Genomic DNA, 17,746 nt, shown 5'->3' on the forward strand with positions numbered 1-17,746 from the left:
TACCTCGCCGGCCTCCACCTCCGCGCCTCGATGATCTGGATCGACGACCTCCTGCGGACGACCGACTGATCACAACCTCACACAGGCCCTAGGACGGGGCCCCGCGGTCAGACCTGCTGCTCCTCGAAGGGCAGCACGTCCGGGGAGAGCACCGAGGCGCGCGCCGTCGCGGCGGTCAGCCGGCGGCGGTGGTGGCGGCGGCACAGCACCTCGTAGCCGACCTCGTGCTGGTCCACCGAGATGTCGCCGACCACCACCTGGGCGCCCTCGACCACCATCACCCCGCCGACCGTACGGGCGTTGTGGGTGGCCCGCGCGCCGCACCAGCACAGCGCCTCGACCTGGAGCACCTCCACCCGGTCGGCCAGCTCGATCAGCCGCTGCGAGCCCGGGAACAGCCGGGTGCGGAAGTCGGTGGTGATGCCGAAGGTGTAGACGTCGATGTCCAGTTCGTCCACCACCCGGGCCAGCTGGTCGACCTGTTCGGCGGCGAAGAACTGCGCCTCGTCGCAGATCAGGTAGTCCACCCGGCCGCCGGCCGAGAGCCGGTGCACCACGTGCGCGTGGAAGTCGAAGTCGTCCGTCACCTCGACCGCGTCGGCGCGCAGGCCCAGCCGGCTGGAGATCGTCGCCTCGCCCGCCCGGTCGTTGCGGGTGAGGATCAAGCCCTGCCGGCCGCGCGCGGTGTGGTTGTGGTCCATCTGCAGCGCCAGCGTCGACTTGCCGCAGTCCATCGTGCCCGAGAAGAACACCAGTTCAGCCATGGGTGGAGCAAAGGCCTTTCAAATCAAGGGAGTTCGGGCACAGAGAAGTCAATGGGGCGGCGCGGCCCGGCTAGCCGCGGACCTCGAGCAGCGGCACGAACTGCTCGACCGGGGTCATCGAACCGTGCAGACCGATCATCGTGGACTCGCCGGGCTCGTTGCGGGAGGCGACGATCGCGATGTCGTCGCGCGCCGCGGCGACCACGTCGCCGATCCGGGCGTACACCCGCTCGTCCACGGCCGGACCGAACCAGCCCGCCGCGATCGCCTGGTCCCGGGTGGCCACCCACATCCGGTCGCCCAGCACCTCGCTCCAGACCGTGTGCACGTCGGCGGCGGCGCCCGGCACCGCGTACACGTGCCGGGCCCGGCCCTCACCACCGAGCAGGGCGACGCCGGCGCCCAGCTCCCAGTCCTCGTCGAAGTCGATCCGGTCCTCCGGCGCGATGTCGATCATGCCGTGGTCGGCCGTCACGTACATCGCCGAGCGCGGCGGCAACTGCTCGGCCAGCCGGCGGGCCAGCCGGTCCACCGCGTCCAGCGTCATCCGCCACTCGTCCGAGTCGACCCCGAAGCGGTGGCCCGCGCCGTCCAGCTCGCTGACGTAGGTGTACACCAGCGCCCGGTCGTGCTCGGCCAGCCAGGCGGCCGCCTGGTCCATCCGCTCCTCGCCCGTGGTGCGGCCGAGGAAGGTGCCGCCGGACAGCGCCACCCTGGTCAGCGGGGTCTGGGCGAACAGCGGGGACGAGACCTGCGCGGTCGCCACCCCGGCCTGGTGGGTGCGCTCGAAGACCGTCGGGTACGGCTGCCAGGCGTGCGGCTCGGTCGGCGGCTGCCAGCGCAGCTGGTTCATCAGGTAACCGGCGCCCGGCACCGCCACCGTGTACCCGACCAGGCCGTGCAGGCCCGGCGGCGTGCCGGTGCCGACCGAGGCCAGCGAGGTCGCCGTGGTCGACGGGAAGCCCGCGGTCAGCGGACGGCCGCTGCCGCCCAGCGAGCTGCCGGCGAGCGAGGACAGGAACGGCGCGTACTCGGGGTGGCGCAGCAGCAGCTCCCAGCCGAGGCCGTCCACCAGGAAGACCACCACCCGGTCGGCCGGGGCGATCGGGAGGGTCGCGGTGAAGCCGGGGACGCCGAGCCCCGCCGCCACCGAGGGCAGCAGGTCGCACAGCGAACCGCTGCCGTACGGGGGCGCGGGGGCCGTGGCCGGGTCAAGGATCTCGAAGGCGTCGTAGCCGTCGGCAGGAACGAAGGACATGGAACCGGATTCGTAGCGGTGCGGGCGGTCGGAAGCGGTGGAACTCAGACCCGCGGGCCGTTGCTGATCGTCGCGTCGGACAGCGCCCGCGCGAACACCAGCGCCTGGGCCACCGTCTCCGGGCCGTCACCGGCCTCGCTCACCCGCAGGGAGAGGTCGTCGGCCGTGGCCGAACCGGTGTAGCCGTGGTCCGCCTCGCAGTTCGGGTCGGAGCAGCCGGCCGGCTCCAGGTCCAGGCGCTGCACCGCGCCCCAGCCGATCGTCAGCACCACCTCGCGCGGCAGGGTGCCCGGGGTGTACGTCTCCGGGTTCGCCACCATCCGGCTGACCACGACCGAGCCGATCCGGTCGAGCCGGACGCTCTCCGTCGACGTCGTCGCGAACGGCACCGCCGGGCTGCCCTCGGCCCCCGACTGCTCGTCCGTGTGGCTCACCACGAACCGGGTCGGGGTGAGCACCAGCACCGTCACGTGCCGGCGCACCTCGTTGGCGTCGAACGTCGTCTCCTGGTGCACCAGGTAGGAGCTGATCGGCTCCGGGCCCACCGCGGACTCGACCGCCTCGGACACCAGGGCCGGGTAGTAGCCGCTGCGCTCGATAGCCGAGCGCAGGTCCTGAGTGGTGGTGGTACCGGTCTTCGCCATATCTCCATCCTGGCATGGTCCGCCGACGAAGCGGGCGGCACGGCGCCGAGCTTCGGACAACAGCGCCCGGGCAGGGCGCAACCAAGGAAGGTTACAGCGTGCTCATCGCGCGCGGGCCCAGATCGCTGCGGACCGGCAGGGGCGCGACCCGTACCCGCGCCCCCAGGATCGCCAGTCCGTGCGGGGCGACGACCACCGGTTCGAGGTCCACCGAGGCGATCTCCGGCACGTCGTCCACCAGCTGCGACACCCTGAGCAGCAGTTCCTCCAGCGCGTCGGTGTCCACCGCCTCGGCGCCGCGCCAGCCGAACAGCAGCGGCGCCGCCCGGACCTCCCGGATCAGCCCGGCGACGTCCTGGTCGGTGGCCGGAACCAGCCGGTGCGCCGTGTCGCCCAGCAGTTCGGCCGGGGCGCCGGCCAGGCCGAAGGACAGGATCGCACCGACCGCCGGGTCCACCGTGGCGGCGATCACGGTGTCCACGCCGCGCGGTGCCATCCGCTGGACCACCAGTTCGGCCTGCGCGGCGCCGCCGAGCAGCGCGTCCAGCTCGCGGTGGGCGCGGCGCAGGACCGCCTCGTCGGTCAGGTCCAGCCGGACGCTGCCCAGGTCGGGGCGGTGGCGCAGGTGCGGGGCCGTCGCCTTGAGGGCCACCGGGTAGCCGAGTGCCCCGGCGGCCGTCACCGCGGTCTCCTCGTCCGGGGCCGGCCGCACCGGCGAGACGTCGATCCCGTAGCGGGCCAGCAGCTCCTGGGCCTCCGCCTCGGGCAGGGTGATCCGGGCGCCGCCGGGCTGGGTGCGGGCGGCCACCGCGGCCCGGGTGCTCAGCGCCGCCTCCACCAGCCGGCGGGCGCCGGGCTCGTCGATCCGGTCCAACTCGGGGACGCGTGCCGTCTCCTCCGCCTCGGCCGTGCGGCGGCGCCACTGCGCGTAGTGCACGGCGTGGGCGAGGGCGTGCACGGCCCGCTCGGGCGCCGCGTACGCGGGGATGCCGCCGGGGCGCAGCCGGGCCGGGAGGTCGGTCAGCGCCAGGTGGGTGAGCAGCAGCGGCTTGCCCAGCTCCCGGGCGCGGTTGCCGGCCTCGAGCAGGGCGGCGGCGATCTCCGGGTCGTCCGAACCCATCGCGGGGTCGTCCTCGCCGGTCAGCCGGCCGCCCATGAAGGCGTGGGCGGAGGTGCCGATCGGCGGGATGGCGACGGCGATCACCGCGTCCACGGCCGGGTCGGCGAGCGCGACGTCCAGGGCGATCCGGAAGTTCTCGCCGGTCGCGGCGGTGGTGAGGTCGACGGGCGTGCACGGGCGCAGGCCGGCGCCCAGCAGGGCGTCGTAGGTGAGCAGGCCGAGCGAGTCGGAGTTGCCGACCACCGCGACCCGGTCCCCCGGCGGCAGCGGCTGCTGGGCCAGCAGCTCGCCGGTGTCGTACAGCTCGGTGATGGTCGACACCCGGGTGACGCCCGCCTGTTCGAACAGCGCGTCCACGGTGGCGTCGCGCAGGCCGGTGGCGGTGGCGGGGACGGCGTGGCCGGGCGGCAGGCTGCCGGTGTGCCGGGCGCCCTTGACCACCACGACCGGCTTGACGGCGGCGAGCCGGCGGGCGATCCGGGTGAACTTGCGCGGGTTGCCGAAGGACTCCAGGTAGAGCAGCACCACCTGGGTGGCCTCGTCCTCGGCCCAGTACTGGAGGAAGTCGTTGCCGGAGACGTCGGACCGGTTGCCGACCGAGGCGAAGGACGAGACGCCGAGGCCGCGCTTGTGGGCGGCCTCCAGCAGGGCCACGCCGATCGCGCCGGACTGGCAGAAGATCCCGAAGCCGCCGCGGCCGGGCAGGCGCGGGGCGAGCGAGGCGTTCAGTGGGTGCCGCGGGTCGGTGTTGATCAGGCCGAAGGCGTTCGGGCCGATCACCCGCATGCCGGCCGCGCGGGCCTGGCGGACCAGCGCGCGCTGGCGGTCCCGGCCCTCCGGACCGGTCTCCGCGTAGCCGGCGGTGACCACCACCAGGCCCTGCACCCCGTGGGCGCCGCACTCGGCGACGGCGGCCGGGACGGCGCCCTCCGGGACGGCGATCACCGCGAGGTCCACCGGTCCGGGAATGTCCAGAATCGAACGGTGGAGCGGGACGCCTTCCAGCTCCGTGCCGGGCGCGGCGTTGCGGTTCACCGCGTACACCGGGCGGTCGGCCGGGGCGTCGTCCCCCAGCAGGTCGCGCAGGATGGCCCGGCCGACGGTCTGCGGGGTACGGGAGACCCCGATCACCGCCACCGACCGCGGGGTGAGCAGCCGCTGCACCGAGCGCGCCTCGGCGCGGTGCTCGCGGGCGCGCATCACGGCGAGCGAGCGGTCGGTCTGTTCGAGGTCGAACTCCAGGTGCACCACGCCGTCGGCGAAGCTGCGGTGCTGGGTGTAGCCGGCGTCGGTGAAGACCTTCACCATCTTGCGGTTCTCCGGCAGCACCTCGGCCTGGAAGCGGCGGATGCCGCGCTCCTGCGCGACCGCCGCGATGTGCTCCAGCAGGGCGGAGGCCACGCCGCGGCCCTGGTGGGCGTCCTGCACCAGGAAGGCCACCTCGGCGTCGGTACCGGTCTCGGAGGGGCGGCCCTCGGCGTCGATCCGGTCGTACCGGACGGTGGCGATGAAGCGGTCCCGCACCACCACCGCGAGGCCGACCCGGTTCACGAAGTCGTGGTGGGTGAAGCGGCGGACGTCCTTGTCGGAGAGCCGCGGGTAGGGGGCGAAGAACCGGAAGTACTTCGACTGGTCCGACACCTGCTCGTAGAACTCCACGAGCCGTCCGGCGTCGTCGGGGGTGATCGGCCGGATCCGGGCCGTGCCTCCGTCGCGCAGCAGGACGTCCGCTTCCCAGTGCTGCGGATAGTCGGGTTGCTCGGGGTTCGCCACCGCGGGGTCTTCCACGTTCGTCAGGTTATCCGGCGGCGAGCCGAATGGCGCCGGTCACGTGCTCGCGGCAGGGTGGACGGGACCCGTCGACCGGGGTTTATGCCCCGAAAAGAAACAATCACAAGTCCTGAACGCGGCGGTTCCCAGGGGTCGCCTGCGTGCAACACTGGTCTAGACAACATGGCCGCTTCCCCCGCTCACCTGAGCACGGCCGTGACCAGCTTCACCGGAAAGGCACGTCTCATGGCTGAGCGCCGCGTCACCATCGGTTGGGCCGAGGGCCTGCACGCCCGTCCCGCCTCCGTCTTCGTCCGGGCCGTCACGGCCACCGGCGTGCCGATCACCATCGCCAAGCCGGGCGGCAACCCGGTCAACGCCGCCTCAATGCTCGGCCTCCTCGGCCTGGGCGCCCAGGGCGGCGACGAGGTCGTCCTCGCCTCCGACGCCGAGAACGCCGACGACGCGCTCGACCGCCTCGCCAAGCTCGTCTCCGAGGGCCTCGACGAGCTCCCCGCCGCGGCCTGAGGCCCCGCAGCCGCCCGATCGGGGTGTCGCCGGATTCCGGCGGCACCCCGATCGGCCTTTCCGGCCGCTTCCGCGGCCGACCGGGTCAGCCCTTGACGCAGACGACCTGCTTGAGGTGCGCGACCACCTCGACGAGGTCCTTCTGCTGCTCGATGACCTTCTCGATGTTCTTGTAGGCGCCGGGGATCTCGTCCACCACACCGCCGTCCTTGCGGCACTCCACGCCCTTGGTCTGCTCGACCAGGTCCTGGGTGGTGAACCGCTTCTTCGCGGCGTTGCGGCTCATCTTGCGGCCGGCGCCGTGCGAGGCGGAGTTGAACGCCGCCGCGTTGCCCAGGCCGCGGACGATGTAGGAGCCCGTCCCCATCGAGCCCGGGATGATCCCGAGGTCGCCGGAGCCGGCCCGGATCGCGCCCTTGCGCGTCACCAGCAGGTCGACGTCGTCGTACCGCTCCTCGGCCACGTAGTTGTGGTGGCAGCTGATGACCTCGTCGAAGGCGACGTTCGCCTCGGCGAACTCGCGCCGGACGACGTCCTGGAAGAGCGCCATCATCACCGCGCGGTTGTTCTTCGCGTACTCCTGCGCCCAGAACAGGTCCTGGCGGTAGGCGGCCATCTCCGGGGTCTTCGCGAGGAAGACCGCGAGGTCCTGGTCGATCAGGCCCTGGTTGTGCGGGAGCGACCGGGCGACGCCCATGTGGTGTTCGGCCAGCTCCTTGCCGATGTTGCGGGAACCGGAGTGCAGCATCAGCCAGACCGCACCGGTCGTGTCGATGCACAATTCTATGAAGTGATTTCCTCCGCCGAGCGTGGCCATCTGCTGCATCGCCCGCTCACGGCGCCACTTCACGTCCTCGGCGATGCCGTCGAAGCGCCGCCAGAAGTCGTCCCAGCCCGCCGTCCGGAAGCCGTACAGCTTGCCCGGGTCGACCGGGTCGGTGTGCAGGCCGCGGCCGACCGGGATGGCCCGCTCGATCTCGCGGCGCAGGCCGGAGAGGTCGTCCGGGAGGTCCTTCGCGGTGAGCGAGGTCTTCACCGCGCTCATCCCGCAGCCGATGTCGACGCCGACCGCCGCCGGGCAGACCGCGCCGTTCATGGCGATGACGGAGCCGACGGTGGCGCCCTTGCCCAGGTGGACGTCGGGCATCACGGCGAGGCCGTGCAGCCAGGGCAGGGAGCTGATGTTGCGCAGCTGCTGCATCGCCTGGCCCTCGACGGTGGCCGGGTCGGTCCACATCCGGATCGGCACCCGGACGCCGGGCACCTCGGTGTACGTCATGGTCGAACGACCTCCAGAGGTCGGGAAGTTCATGTGCGGAAGCTGCCGCGCGAGGAATCCCGGCGCGGCTCGGGGAAGTTCGGGGGGGGGGAGGGCTCAGACGCCCAGGGCGACGGCGCGGGGGGAAAACGGCCTCGGGGAGCGTCGTATCGCTTGCTCGACCCGCATGGTGACCGCCTCCCTTCCTTCGTCACAGTGCGCACGTGCTGTGCGCCGGGGAACATCTATCCACGGAACGGACCCGGCCCGCAACGGATTTAACAACGCGTCCGGCCCGGCGGAGCGGGTGCTCCACCGGGCCGGACGGCGATCCGACGAACGGATCAGCTGATGACGGTGACCTCGCCGATGCCGAGCGCCCGCACGTCGTCGGCGATCACCGAGGCGTCGCCGACCAGGACGGTCACCAGGCGGTCCGGCGGGAAGGCCGCGACGACCGCCTCGGTGGCGGCGGCGGTGGGCAGTTCGGCGAGCTGCCGGTAGACCTCGGCCTGGTAGTCGTCCGGCAGGTACTGCTCGACCTGGTCGGCCAGGGTGCCGGCGACCGAGCCCGCGGTCTCGTACTTCAGCGGGGCCACGCCGACCAGGAACTGCACGGCGTCGTCGCGCTCGGCGTCGGTGAGGCCCTCGGCGGCCAGGGTGCGCAGGATCGTCCAGGTGTCGGCCAGCGCGGGGGCGGTGGAGGCGGTGTCCACCGAGCCGCTGATGGCCAGCATCGCGCGCCCGCTGCCGTCGGCGGCCGAGCGCAGCGGCTGGGCGAAGGCCCGCACGCCGTAGGTGTAGCCCTTCTCCTCGCGCAGGACACGGTCGAGGCGGGAGGTGAGGGTGCCGCCGAGGCAGTAGGTGCCGAGGGTCTGGGCGGCCCAGACCGGGTCGTGGCGGTCGGGCCCGATCCGGCCGATGAGCAGCTGGGTCTGGACGGAGCCCGGGCGGTCCACGATGACGACGCGGCCACGGTCGTCGCCGGTGACCGGGGCGTGGGTGGACGGCTCGGCGGGCGTGCCGGTCCAGGTGCCGAGGGTGTTCTCCAGCAGCGCGGGCAGGTCGACGCCGGTGAGGTCGCCGACCACCACGACGGTGCTGGTCGCGGGGCGCACGTGGGCGTCGTAGAAGGCCTTGACGGCCGCACGGTCGATCGACTTGACGGTGTCGGCGGTGCCGGCGCGGGGCCGGGAGAGCCGGTCGGCGCTGTCGAACAGCTCGGCGTACAGGGCCTTGGCGGCGCGCCGGGCCGGGTTGGCCTGCTCGTGGACGATCTCGTCCAGCCGGTTGGCGACCAGTCGCTCGATCTCCTCCTCCGGCAGCGCGGGGGCGCGCAGGGCGTCGGCGAGCAGGGACAGGCCGCGCTGGAGCCGGGAGGCGGGGACCTCCAGGGAGATCCGGATGCACGGGTGGTCGGCGTGTGCGTCGAGGGTGGCGCCGGCGCGCTCCAGCTCGGCGGCGAACTCCTCGGCGCTGAGGGTGTCGGTGCCCTCGCTGAAGGCGCGGGCGAGGATGCCGGCGATGCCGTCGAGGCCCTCGGGCTCGGCGGCGAGCGGGACGTCGAGCAGGACCTCGACGGCGACCAGCTGCTGGCCGGGCCGGTGGCAGTGCAGCACGGTGATGCCGTTGCCGAGGGCGGCCCGCTCGGGGGCGGGGAAGTCCCAGGGGCTGGGCGTGCCCGGCTGGGGCTGCGGGTGGAAGGTCATGGCGGGGACGTAGTCGGTGCTCATACGGCGGCACCCTCCTCTTCGGAAGCGGCGTCGGAGTCGGCGTCGGTCTCGGCGGCGGTCGGCTCGTAGGCGAGGACGGCCCGGTTGTCGGGGTGGAGCCGGGCCTTGGCGATGGCCTGGACCTCCTCGGCGGTGACGTCGAGGACCTTGGGGAGGGCGTCGTTGAGCAGCTTGGGGTCGCCGAACAGGACGGCGTAGCGGCACAGTTCGTCGGCGCGGCCGGCGACGGTGGTGAGCCGGTCGAGCCACTCGCGCTCGATCTGGGCCTGGGCGCGCTCGAGTTCCTCGGCCGTGGGGCCCTCGGCGGCGAAGCGGGCGAGCTCCTCGTCGACGGCGGTGCCGATCTGCTCGATGGTGGCGTCGCCGGAGGTCTTGACGTCGAGCCAGCCGAGGCTGGGGGCGCCGGCCAGCCGCAGCAGGCCGAAGCCGGCGGCGACGGCGGTGCGGTCGCGGCGGACCAGCCGGTTGTAGAGGCGGCTGGACTCGCCGCTGCCGAGGATGGTGAGGGCGAGGTCGGCGGCGTCGGCCTCGCGGGTGCCGTCGTGCGGGAGGCGGTAGGCGGCCATCAGCGCGCGGGAGGGGACGTCCTCGTGGATCTCCTCGCGGATCTCCCGGCCGATGGTCTCGGGGAGTTCGCCGGAGCGCGGGGGCTGCTTGCCGTCGTGCGCGGGGATGGAGCCGAAGTACTTCTCGACCCAGGCGACGGTCTGCTCGGGGTCGATGTCGCCGACGACGGACAGGACGGCGTTGTTGGGCGCGTAGTACGTCCGGAAGAACGTGCGGGCGTCCTCCAGGGTGGCCGCGTCGAGGTCGGCCATGGAGCCGATCGGCGTGTGGTGGTACGGGTGGCCGTCGGGGAACGAGAGCGCGGTGAGCTTCTCGAAGGCGGTGCCGTACGGGACGTTGTCGTAGCGCTGGCGGCGCTCGTTCTTGACGACGTCGCGCTGGTTCTCCATGGACGTCTCGTCGAGCGCGGCGAGCAGCGAGCCCATCCGGTCGGCCTCCAGCCAGAGGGCGAGCTCCAGCTGGTGCGCGGGCATGGTCTCGAAGTAGTTGGTGCGCTCGAAGCTGGTGGTGCCGTTGAGCGAGCCGCCGGCGCCCTGGACGAGCTCGAAGTGCCCGTTGTTGGAGACGTTGGCCGAGCCCTGGAACATCAGGTGCTCGAAGAGGTGGGCGAGGCCGGTGCGGCCCTTGACCTCGTGGCGGGAGCCCACGTCGTACCAGAGGCAGACGGCGGCGACCGGGGTGAGGTGGTCCTCGGAGAGGACGACGCGCAGGCCGTTGGCCAGGCGGTGCTCGGTGATGGCGATGCCTCGGCTGGAGGCGGGGGCCGGGTTGGCCATGCGCTCGGGTCCTTCCCGTCGTCGATGTCGGGGTTCGTGTGGCGTCCCCCATTGTGGTGCAACGCGCGGGAGCCGCGTTCGTGTCCGCGCGGACGGGGGCGTTCGCCAGGGGCGGAAGAGGGCCGCTGACCGGGAGTGTCGGCGCGAGGGTCCACAATGGGGGCGCCGCGCCCTGTCGACGGCGCCCGGTTGACGGGTCCGACGGCAGGACGGTGCGGAGGCGGCCGACGACCGCCCCCGGCGTTCGGCGGCCGACCGACGAACGACGAACGACCGAGACACAGCCAGCGACACGTAAGGGAGCCCCGCCGCGATGGCCCGCCGCAGTTCGCAGACCCCGCCGCCCGGAGACTTCGAGGAGCGGATCCTCGATGTCGACGTCGTGGACGAGATGCAGGGCTCCTTCCTGGAGTACGCCTACTCGGTGATCTACTCGCGTGCACTGCCCGACGCGCGGGACGGTCTGAAGCCGGTGCACCGCCGGATCCTGTACCAGGCCAACGAGATGGGCCTGCGCCCGGACCGCGCGCACGTGAAGTGCGCCCGCGTGGTGGGCGAGGTGATGGGCCGGCTGCACCCGCACGGCGACGCGTCGATCTACGACTCCGTGGTCCGCATGGCGCAGCCGTTCTCGATGCGGCTGCCGCTGATCGACGGACACGGCAACTTCGGTTCGCTGGGCAACGACGACCCGCCGGCGGCGATGCGCTACACCGAGTCGCGGCTGACGGCCGCCTCGATGGCGATGGTGGAGTCGATCCACGAGGACACCGTCGACTTCGGCCCGAACTACGACGGCAGCGAGCAGGAGCCGCTGGCGCTGCCGGCCGCGTTCCCGAACCTGCTGGTGAACGGCGCCACGGGCATCGCGGTCGGCATGGCGACGAACATGCCGCCGCACAACCTGTCCGAGGTGGTGGCCGCGGCCCGGCACCTGATCAAGCACCCCAACGCGGACCTGGACACGCTGATGCGGTTCGTGCCCGGTCCGGACCTGCCGACCGGCGGGCGGATCGTCGGCCTGTCGGGCATCCGGGACGCGTACGAGTCGGGCCGCGGCACGTTCAAGATCCGGGCGACGACGACGGTGGAGGCGGTGACGGCCCGCCGCAAGGGCATCGTGGTCACCGAGCTGCCGTACAACGTCGGCCCGGAGAAGGTCATCTCGAAGATCAAGGACCTGGTCAACGCGAAGAAGCTCCAGGGCATCGCGGACGTCAAGGACCTGACCGACCGCGAGCACGGGCTGCGGCTGGTCATCGAGGTGAAGAACGGCTTCGTGCCGGAGGCGCTGCTGGAGCAGCTCTACAAGCTGACGCCGATGGAGGAGACCTTCGGCATCAACAACGTGGCCCTGGTGGACGGGCAGCCGCTGACCCTGGGCCTGAAGGAGCTGCTGGAGGTCTACGTCGACCACCGCTTCACCGTGGTGCGCCGGCGCAGCGACTTCCGCCGCCGCAAGCGCGAGGAGCGGCTGCACCTGGTCGAGGGCCTGCTGGTGGCGCTGCTCGACATCGACGAGGTCATCGCGATCATCCGGTCGAGCGACAACGCCCAGCAGGCCAAGGAGCGCCTGATGGAGCGCTTCTCGCTGTCGGAGACGCAGACGGCGTACATCCTGGACACCCCGCTGCGGCGGCTGACCCGCTTCGACCGGGTGGAGCTGGAGCAGGAGAAGGCCAAGCTGACCTCGGAGATCGCGGAGCTGACCGAGATCCTGGAGTCGGACACCAAGCTGCGCGGCGTGGTGTCGTCCGAACTGGGCGCGGTGGCGAAGCAGTTCGGCACCGAGCGGCGCACCGTGCTGCTGGAGGCGGGGGCGGTGCCGTCGGCGGCGCTGGCGGTGCCGCTGGAGGTCGCGGACGACCCGTGCCGGGTGCTGCTGTCGTCGACGGGCCTGCTGGCGCGCACGGCGGACGGCGAGCCGTTCGAGGTGTCGGAGAAGCGGGCGAAGCACGATGTGATCGTGTCCGCGGTGCACGCGACGGCGCGGGCGGACGTGGGCGTGGTGACGTCCGCGGGCCGGGTGCTGCGGCTGCCGGTGATCGACTTGCCGGCGCTGCCGCCGACGCCGTCGCCGACGCTGGCGGGCGGGGCCGCGGTGGGCGAGTTCCTGCGGCTGGAGGCCGGGGAGCGGGTGCTGGCGCTGACCACGCTGGACGAGTCCTCGCCGGGCCTGGCGCTGGGCACGGCGCAGGGCGTGGTGAAGCGGGTGGTGCCGGAGTGGCCGGCGAACAAGGACGAGTTCGAGGTGATCGCCCTCAAGGAGGGTGACGAGCTGGTGGGCGCGGTCGAACTGCGCACCGGCGAGGAGGACCTGGTCTTCATCGCCTCGGACGCCCAGCTGCTGCGCTACCCGGCGGGCCAGGTGCGTCCGCAGGGCCGCCCGGCGGGCGGCATGGCGGGCATCAAGCTGTCGGACGGCGCGCGGGTGCTGTCCTTCACGGCGGTGGACCCGGCGGCGGACGCGGTGGTGGTCTCGGTGGCCACGGCCACGGGCACGCTGTCCGGCGGCGAGCAGACGAGCTGGAAGGTCACCCCCTTCGAGCAGTACCCGCGCAAGGGCCGCGCCACCGGCGGCGTGCGCTGCCAGCGCTTCCTGCGCGGCGAGGACGCCCTGGCCTTCGCCTGGGCCGGCGCGGCCCCGGCCCGCGCCGCCACCGCCAAGGGCGCCCCGGTCGACCTGCCGGAGCGCGACCCGCGCCGCGACGGCTCCGGCACCCCGGTCACCACCCCGATCGCGGTGGTCGCCGGCCCGGCGTAACGGCCTCGCACGAGCGGAAGGGCACCGGAACCGTCCGGTGCCCTTCCGCTTTCTCGTGCCCGGCCGACCGGACTTCCGGAACGGCGGTCCCCAATTCCCGTCCATGGCCCGAACTTTGCCCATCGATGGGTTAGGTTCACCGAACAGGTGATCCATCACGTGTCATCAGCCTGGGGGGCCGGGAGTTGGCTGAAGAGTTCAAGATCGACATGGCCAGGATGAAGACGGTGTCCAAACAGCTCGACGAATGCGGCAACCGCATGGGGGCGGTCGCCAAGAGCCTCGAGAACCTCGGAAAGGGCAAGCAGTTGGGCACCGAGCGGCTCGACTCCGCCTGCAAGGGCTTCGAGGACCACTGGCACGGCGGCATCGGCCGGATGGCCAGGCTCGCCCACGGCCTGCGCGAGGGCCTCGACGCCTCGCTCAGGAACTACGGGGAGAACGAGCAGGGCACCGCCAAGGGCTTCGGCGCGACCTGAGCCGACACGCAGGGGACTGAATTCCACCATGAGTGACAAGAACTGGCCGGGCCTCGGGTTCTGCCCGGCCCCGGGGGACCTTCCGGCCATCGCCAAGATGTACGCCGACGTCGACGCGGTCGCCCGCGAACTGGAGGAACTGCGGCACGCCCTCGCCGACCTCGGCTCCGAGGGCAGCGCCTGGCAGGGCGAGGCGGCCCGCAACTTCGCGGGCAGGCTCGGCGAACTGCCCAAGTACCTCACCCAGGGCCACGAATCGATGGCCGCCTGCTCGCGGGCCCTCAAGACCTGGCACACCCAGCTCACCGGCCTGCTCTCCTCCGGCCGGACGATGGAGGCCCAGGCCGTCGAACTGCGGTCCCGACTGGGCGACATGAACCTCCAGTGCAGTGCCGCGGGAAAGGCTCTGGACGCCTCCGCCCAGTCCACCGACGCGACGGCCCAGGCGAAGGCCAGGGCCGACTTCGAGGCCAAGCTCCAGGCCCAGCAGCAGCTCGTGCACCAGCTCGACGAGCTGATCGCGAGCGGCCACAAGCAGCTGGCGGACCACAGGAACAAGGCCGAGGCGGCCGCCCGGGCGATCATGGAAGCGTCCCGCCACCACCCTCCGGACCCGAACCTGCTCAAGCGGATGCTGGACAAGGTGGAGCACGCCTGGCAGAAGTCGCTGGACTTCCTGGCCGACCACGCGGACACCCTCTCCAAGATCTCGGCCGGGCTGGCGATCCTGGCACTGGTGGTTCCCGTGGGAGGCCCGCTGCTGGGTGCCGCGGCCGTGCTGACCAGCGCGGCCGCGATGGCCGGACACTGGATCGGCAAGAACCGCGGCATGGACGTGTCCTGGGCGAAGATCGGGCTGGACGGGCTCGGCGTGATCCCCGGCTTCGGTGCCATCAAGGGCTTCGCCACCGCCGGGAAGTCGATCACGAAGGTTCAGGGCGTCGGCGTCGTCAACAAGGTGATCCGCGCCCCGATCAGGAACATCAAGACATCGGTCGCCGCCGAGGGGGCCGGTGCCGCCGAACGCACCTCGGCCGCCGGCGCGGGGCTGCTCGAGAAGACCCTCAACACGGTGTCGACCAAGGGCATCGTCGGCGGGCTCGCGAAAGCAGGCGTCGAGGTGAACCCTCTCGTGGTCACGATCACGAACAAGCTGAGCGGGATCACCTACGGCATCTACAAGGACAGGGAGAGCGAAGAGTTGGTGGAGTCGCCCGCCGCGGCCTCGGGACCGCGTCCGAAGCCCGCGTACCGTCCGGCGTCCTCGCCGTTCCTGAACGCCGTCGGCTGAGCGGAGACAGCCATGGTCAAGGATCTCCATGTAACCCTCCCTGTCTCAGGCGGACAGCTCGCTTCCGTGCCCGAGGTGGCCGAGGCAGCACGGCGGGTCGAGGCGCTGTACGGGGTCAGCCTGCTGAACGACGACGTGGCCCGCAATGTGGTGATCAAGCACATGCGGAAGCGGGACCAGCAGGACTGGCACGACGAGGCGGCGGGCATCCTCGTCTTCGGGGGAATCGTGGCCGCCGCAGTCCTCGGCTTCTCGATGGAGTCGCCGATGGAACCGAAGGAAGTGGTCGGTTTGGTGGCGTCGATCCTGGCGATTCCGGCCGGGATCGCCGTCTGGCTGCGGGGGCAGGGCCACAGTTCCCGCAAGCAGTCGGCCTCGGTGCACTTCACCGCGTACATCGGCCTGCTGAACCATGCCAGACGCGCGGGACTGACATTTCAGATCCCAAGCGAGTGGAGAGCCACTGCCGCCACGTGGGAATCCGAAGCCGCACCTCGAGCACAGCCACAACCGCCGACCGCTCCGGCCCCGTACCCCGACGCACCGACGTCACACCCCGCCCCCGCGCAGCCCAGCTCATGGTGGCCTGCCGACGCGGTGATCGACCCGGATTTCCCCGTACTGCCGCCCACCGCGCTTGCCACCCACCGGGACCTGGCCGGCCGGGCCCGCGAACTCGGAACTCCGCACGGTCTCGATTTCCTGGACGAACGGACCGTGCGGCTCATGCTCACCGCCCAGCAGCGTGCCCGCCGGATGATCGACCTCTGGGGCAGGATCTTCCTCCTGACGGTGGTCACCGGCTTGGTCGTCACCTCCCTCGGCACGGACCCCTCCGGCGCCGAGTACCGGCAGCGCTTCAGCTCCGTCGGCGCGGGTCTGGTGACCATCGGCGTGCTCGCCGCCGTCCCCGCGCTGAAGGAGTACTGGACCTGGCGCCGCTCCGGTCTGCGCGACCACGCCGCCGCCTACCTCGCCCTGCTCGTCGAGGCCCGCGCGTACGGCGCCCCGGTCCCCGTCCCGCCGTCCTGGCTTGACGTCCGCAAGTGGATCAGCAGAGCCTCATGATCCCCGTCGACGGCCCGATGCCCGGCACCCCGACGGACCACCCGGACGTCCGGCTCCAGATCCGCTTCATCGTCCCGCCCGCCTTCCACGAGGTCCCGGTGCTCGGCACCGACGACCAGGTGGCCGAGGAGCTCTGGGAGCTGGTCTGCGAGGTGCTGGCCTCCCATCCCGACGAGTTTCGGATGCGCTGGGCGGTGGCGCTGGCCGAGCTGATCCCGCCGATGGCCGAGGCCGGGGTGATCCACGCCGGGATGTGCCTGGTGGACGTGGACGGCCGCCCGAGCACGGCCTCGATCGTGGCCTCGGTGTGCCCCCTGGTCGGGACCGACTACGCGGGAGCGGTGGACTTCCTGGTCGCCCGGCTGTCCCGGGCCCGTCCGGAGGCGGAGGTGACGGCGATAGAGCTGCCGGCCGGGCGCGCGGCGGCGGTGATCGACGCCGTCGCGACCCGGGTCGACGACGAGGTGACCCCGCTCGACGCCCTGGCGGTCCCGCTCGTCGACGGGGTGCTGACCACCTCGGTGATCCAGGTGCACCTGCCGCTGCCGAACGAGTCCCAGCTGCTCTCGCTGGAGCTGAGCACCCCGTGCCCCGAGGACTGGGAGCTCTACTCGGAGCTGTTCGCGAACGTCGTCCGCAGCATCCACCTGGAGTTCGCCGATCTGCCGACCGTCGCCGAGCCGCTGTACGACAGGGTGGACGAGGAGGTGGCGGAGCGGGTGAAGGCCGCGTTCGGGTGACCGCGTGAGGGTGATCAGGTGAGGGTAGCCTTGCCGACGTGAGCACCTGTGCGACCGTGTCGCGTGAACTTTCGGAGCCGCTGGCCGCGACGGCGGCGGTGGCGTCCACCTGGCTGCTGGTGGAGCAGAACGGGCCGTGGGGCGCGAAGGCGCTGGCCGAGAGCCATCTGGACGCGGCGGTCGGGCGGGCGCTGGAGGCGGCCGCGGCCGGGACGGGTGTGCGGGTGGCGCTGATCCGGCGGCCCGGGCGGCACGCCGACTGCCTGCCGACCGCACGCCACGAGGTGCTCGTGGCGCACACGGTGCCGGGCCGCGGCTGGGTCCGCCGGGCGGGAGTGGCGGATCCGGCGGAGCTGCTGGGGCTGGACTTCGCGGCGCTGGGCGCTGGCGACCACACCGGTTTCGGGACGGACCACGTCGGCGGCCCGGTGGCCCTGGTGTGCACCAACGGGCGGCGGGACCGCTGCTGCGCGCTGCTGGGCCGTCCGCTCGCGGCGGAGCTGGCGGCGGCCGGGCACAGCGAGGTGTGGGAGGTCACCCACCTGGGCGGGCACCGCTTCTCCCCCACGATGCTGGTGCTGCCGTACGGCTACGCGTACGGGCGGCTGACGCCGGAGAGCGCCAAGGAGGTGCTGGCGGCGACGGCGGCCGGGCACGTGGTGCCGGAGTGGTCGCGCGGCTGCTCGGGCTGGGAGCGTCCGGGCCAGGCGGCCGAGCACGCGGTGCGGCTGGCCACCGGCGAGACCGGGGCGGACGTGCTGACGCTCACCCAGCGGCCGGACGGCGAGGGCCGCTGGCTGGTGACGGTGCTGCACCGGGACGGCCGGTCCTGGGAGGTGGACGTGGTCGAGGCGGTCAGCGAGCCGGCCCGTCCGGAGAGCTGCGGCAAGGCGGCGGGCACGCCCTCGCGGATGGACGTGCTGTCGGTCCGGGGCGCGTGAGAGCGGCCCCGCGCCCGTGGGGGTGAGCGCGGGACCGCCACCTGC

Annotated in this window: 14 protein-coding genes; 7 read left to right on the forward strand and 7 right to left on the reverse strand. The window is 72.5% G+C overall.

Going from position 1 to position 17,746, the window contains the following annotated elements:
- Positions 1-107: 107 nt before the first annotated feature.
- From ACZ7RU_RS33240 to ACZ7RU_RS33255, 4 genes are all read right to left on the reverse strand, one after another.
- Positions 108-764, reverse strand: a complete 657-nt coding sequence (locus ACZ7RU_RS33240; protein ID WP_470344706.1) for a thymidine kinase — start codon at positions 762-764, stop codon at positions 108-110.
- A gap of 70 nt (positions 765-834) precedes the next feature.
- Positions 835-2,022, reverse strand: coding sequence for an alkaline phosphatase family protein (locus ACZ7RU_RS33245; RefSeq protein ID WP_470344707.1), 1,188 nt, complete (start codon positions 2,020-2,022; stop codon positions 835-837).
- Between the two features lie 44 nt (positions 2,023-2,066).
- Positions 2,067-2,666: a DUF5998 family protein gene (locus tag ACZ7RU_RS33250; protein ID WP_355254021.1), complete on the reverse strand. Its 600-nt coding sequence runs from the start codon at positions 2,664-2,666 to the stop codon at positions 2,067-2,069.
- 91 nt (positions 2,667-2,757) lie between these two features.
- Complete coding sequence (locus tag ACZ7RU_RS33255) at positions 2,758-5,574, reverse strand: bifunctional acetate--CoA ligase family protein/GNAT family N-acetyltransferase (RefSeq protein WP_470344708.1); 2,817 nt, start codon at positions 5,572-5,574, stop codon at positions 2,758-2,760.
- Between the two features lie 228 nt (positions 5,575-5,802).
- Here ACZ7RU_RS33255 and ACZ7RU_RS33260 point away from each other — a divergent pair, with 228 nt between their 5' ends.
- Complete coding sequence (locus ACZ7RU_RS33260; protein ID WP_396304964.1) at positions 5,803-6,084, forward strand: HPr family phosphocarrier protein; 282 nt, start codon at positions 5,803-5,805, stop codon at positions 6,082-6,084.
- A gap of 85 nt (positions 6,085-6,169) precedes the next feature.
- Here the strand turns inward: ACZ7RU_RS33260 and ACZ7RU_RS33265 are convergent, their stop codons facing one another.
- From ACZ7RU_RS33265 to ACZ7RU_RS33275, 3 genes are all read right to left on the reverse strand, one after another.
- Positions 6,170-7,363, reverse strand: a complete 1,194-nt coding sequence (locus ACZ7RU_RS33265) for an RtcB family protein (protein ID WP_470344709.1) — start codon at positions 7,361-7,363, stop codon at positions 6,170-6,172.
- A gap of 323 nt (positions 7,364-7,686) precedes the next feature.
- Positions 7,687-9,051 carry a M16 family metallopeptidase gene (locus ACZ7RU_RS33270; RefSeq protein ID WP_470344783.1) on the reverse strand — a complete coding sequence of 455 codons (1,365 nt, stop codon included), beginning with the start codon at positions 9,049-9,051 and terminating at the stop codon, positions 7,687-7,689.
- Positions 9,052-9,071: 20 nt separating this feature from the next.
- Entirely contained in the window at positions 9,072-10,418 is a 1,347-nt protein-coding gene (locus ACZ7RU_RS33275) for a M16 family metallopeptidase (protein WP_470344710.1), read from the reverse strand.
- Between the two features lie 313 nt (positions 10,419-10,731).
- Here ACZ7RU_RS33275 and ACZ7RU_RS33280 point away from each other — a divergent pair, with 313 nt between their 5' ends.
- From ACZ7RU_RS33280 to ACZ7RU_RS33305, 6 genes are all read left to right on the forward strand, one after another.
- On the forward strand, positions 10,732-13,182 hold the full coding sequence (locus ACZ7RU_RS33280; RefSeq protein ID WP_470344711.1) for a DNA gyrase/topoisomerase IV subunit A: 2,451 nt from the start codon (positions 10,732-10,734) through the stop codon (positions 13,180-13,182).
- Between the two features lie 185 nt (positions 13,183-13,367).
- A complete protein-coding gene (locus ACZ7RU_RS33285; RefSeq protein WP_470344712.1) occupies positions 13,368-13,661 on the forward strand; it encodes a hypothetical protein in 294 nt (97 codons plus the stop codon).
- 28 nt (positions 13,662-13,689) lie between these two features.
- Positions 13,690-14,952: a WXG100 family type VII secretion target gene (locus ACZ7RU_RS33290; protein WP_470344713.1), complete on the forward strand. Its 1,263-nt coding sequence runs from the start codon at positions 13,690-13,692 to the stop codon at positions 14,950-14,952.
- 75 nt (positions 14,953-15,027) lie between these two features.
- Positions 15,028-16,020: a hypothetical protein gene (locus ACZ7RU_RS33295; protein ID WP_470344714.1), complete on the forward strand. Its 993-nt coding sequence runs from the start codon at positions 15,028-15,030 to the stop codon at positions 16,018-16,020.
- A complete protein-coding gene (locus tag ACZ7RU_RS33300; RefSeq protein ID WP_470344715.1) occupies positions 16,017-16,760 on the forward strand; it encodes a hypothetical protein in 744 nt (247 codons plus the stop codon). The genes ACZ7RU_RS33295 and ACZ7RU_RS33300 overlap by 4 nt, the downstream gene beginning before the upstream one ends.
- A gap of 38 nt (positions 16,761-16,798) precedes the next feature.
- Entirely contained in the window at positions 16,799-17,701 is a 903-nt protein-coding gene (locus tag ACZ7RU_RS33305) for a sucrase ferredoxin (RefSeq protein ID WP_470344716.1), read from the forward strand.
- The last annotated feature ends 45 nt before the right edge of the window (positions 17,702-17,746 follow it).

The sequence above is a fragment of the Kitasatospora sp. NPDC114501 genome (genome assembly GCF_055633695.1).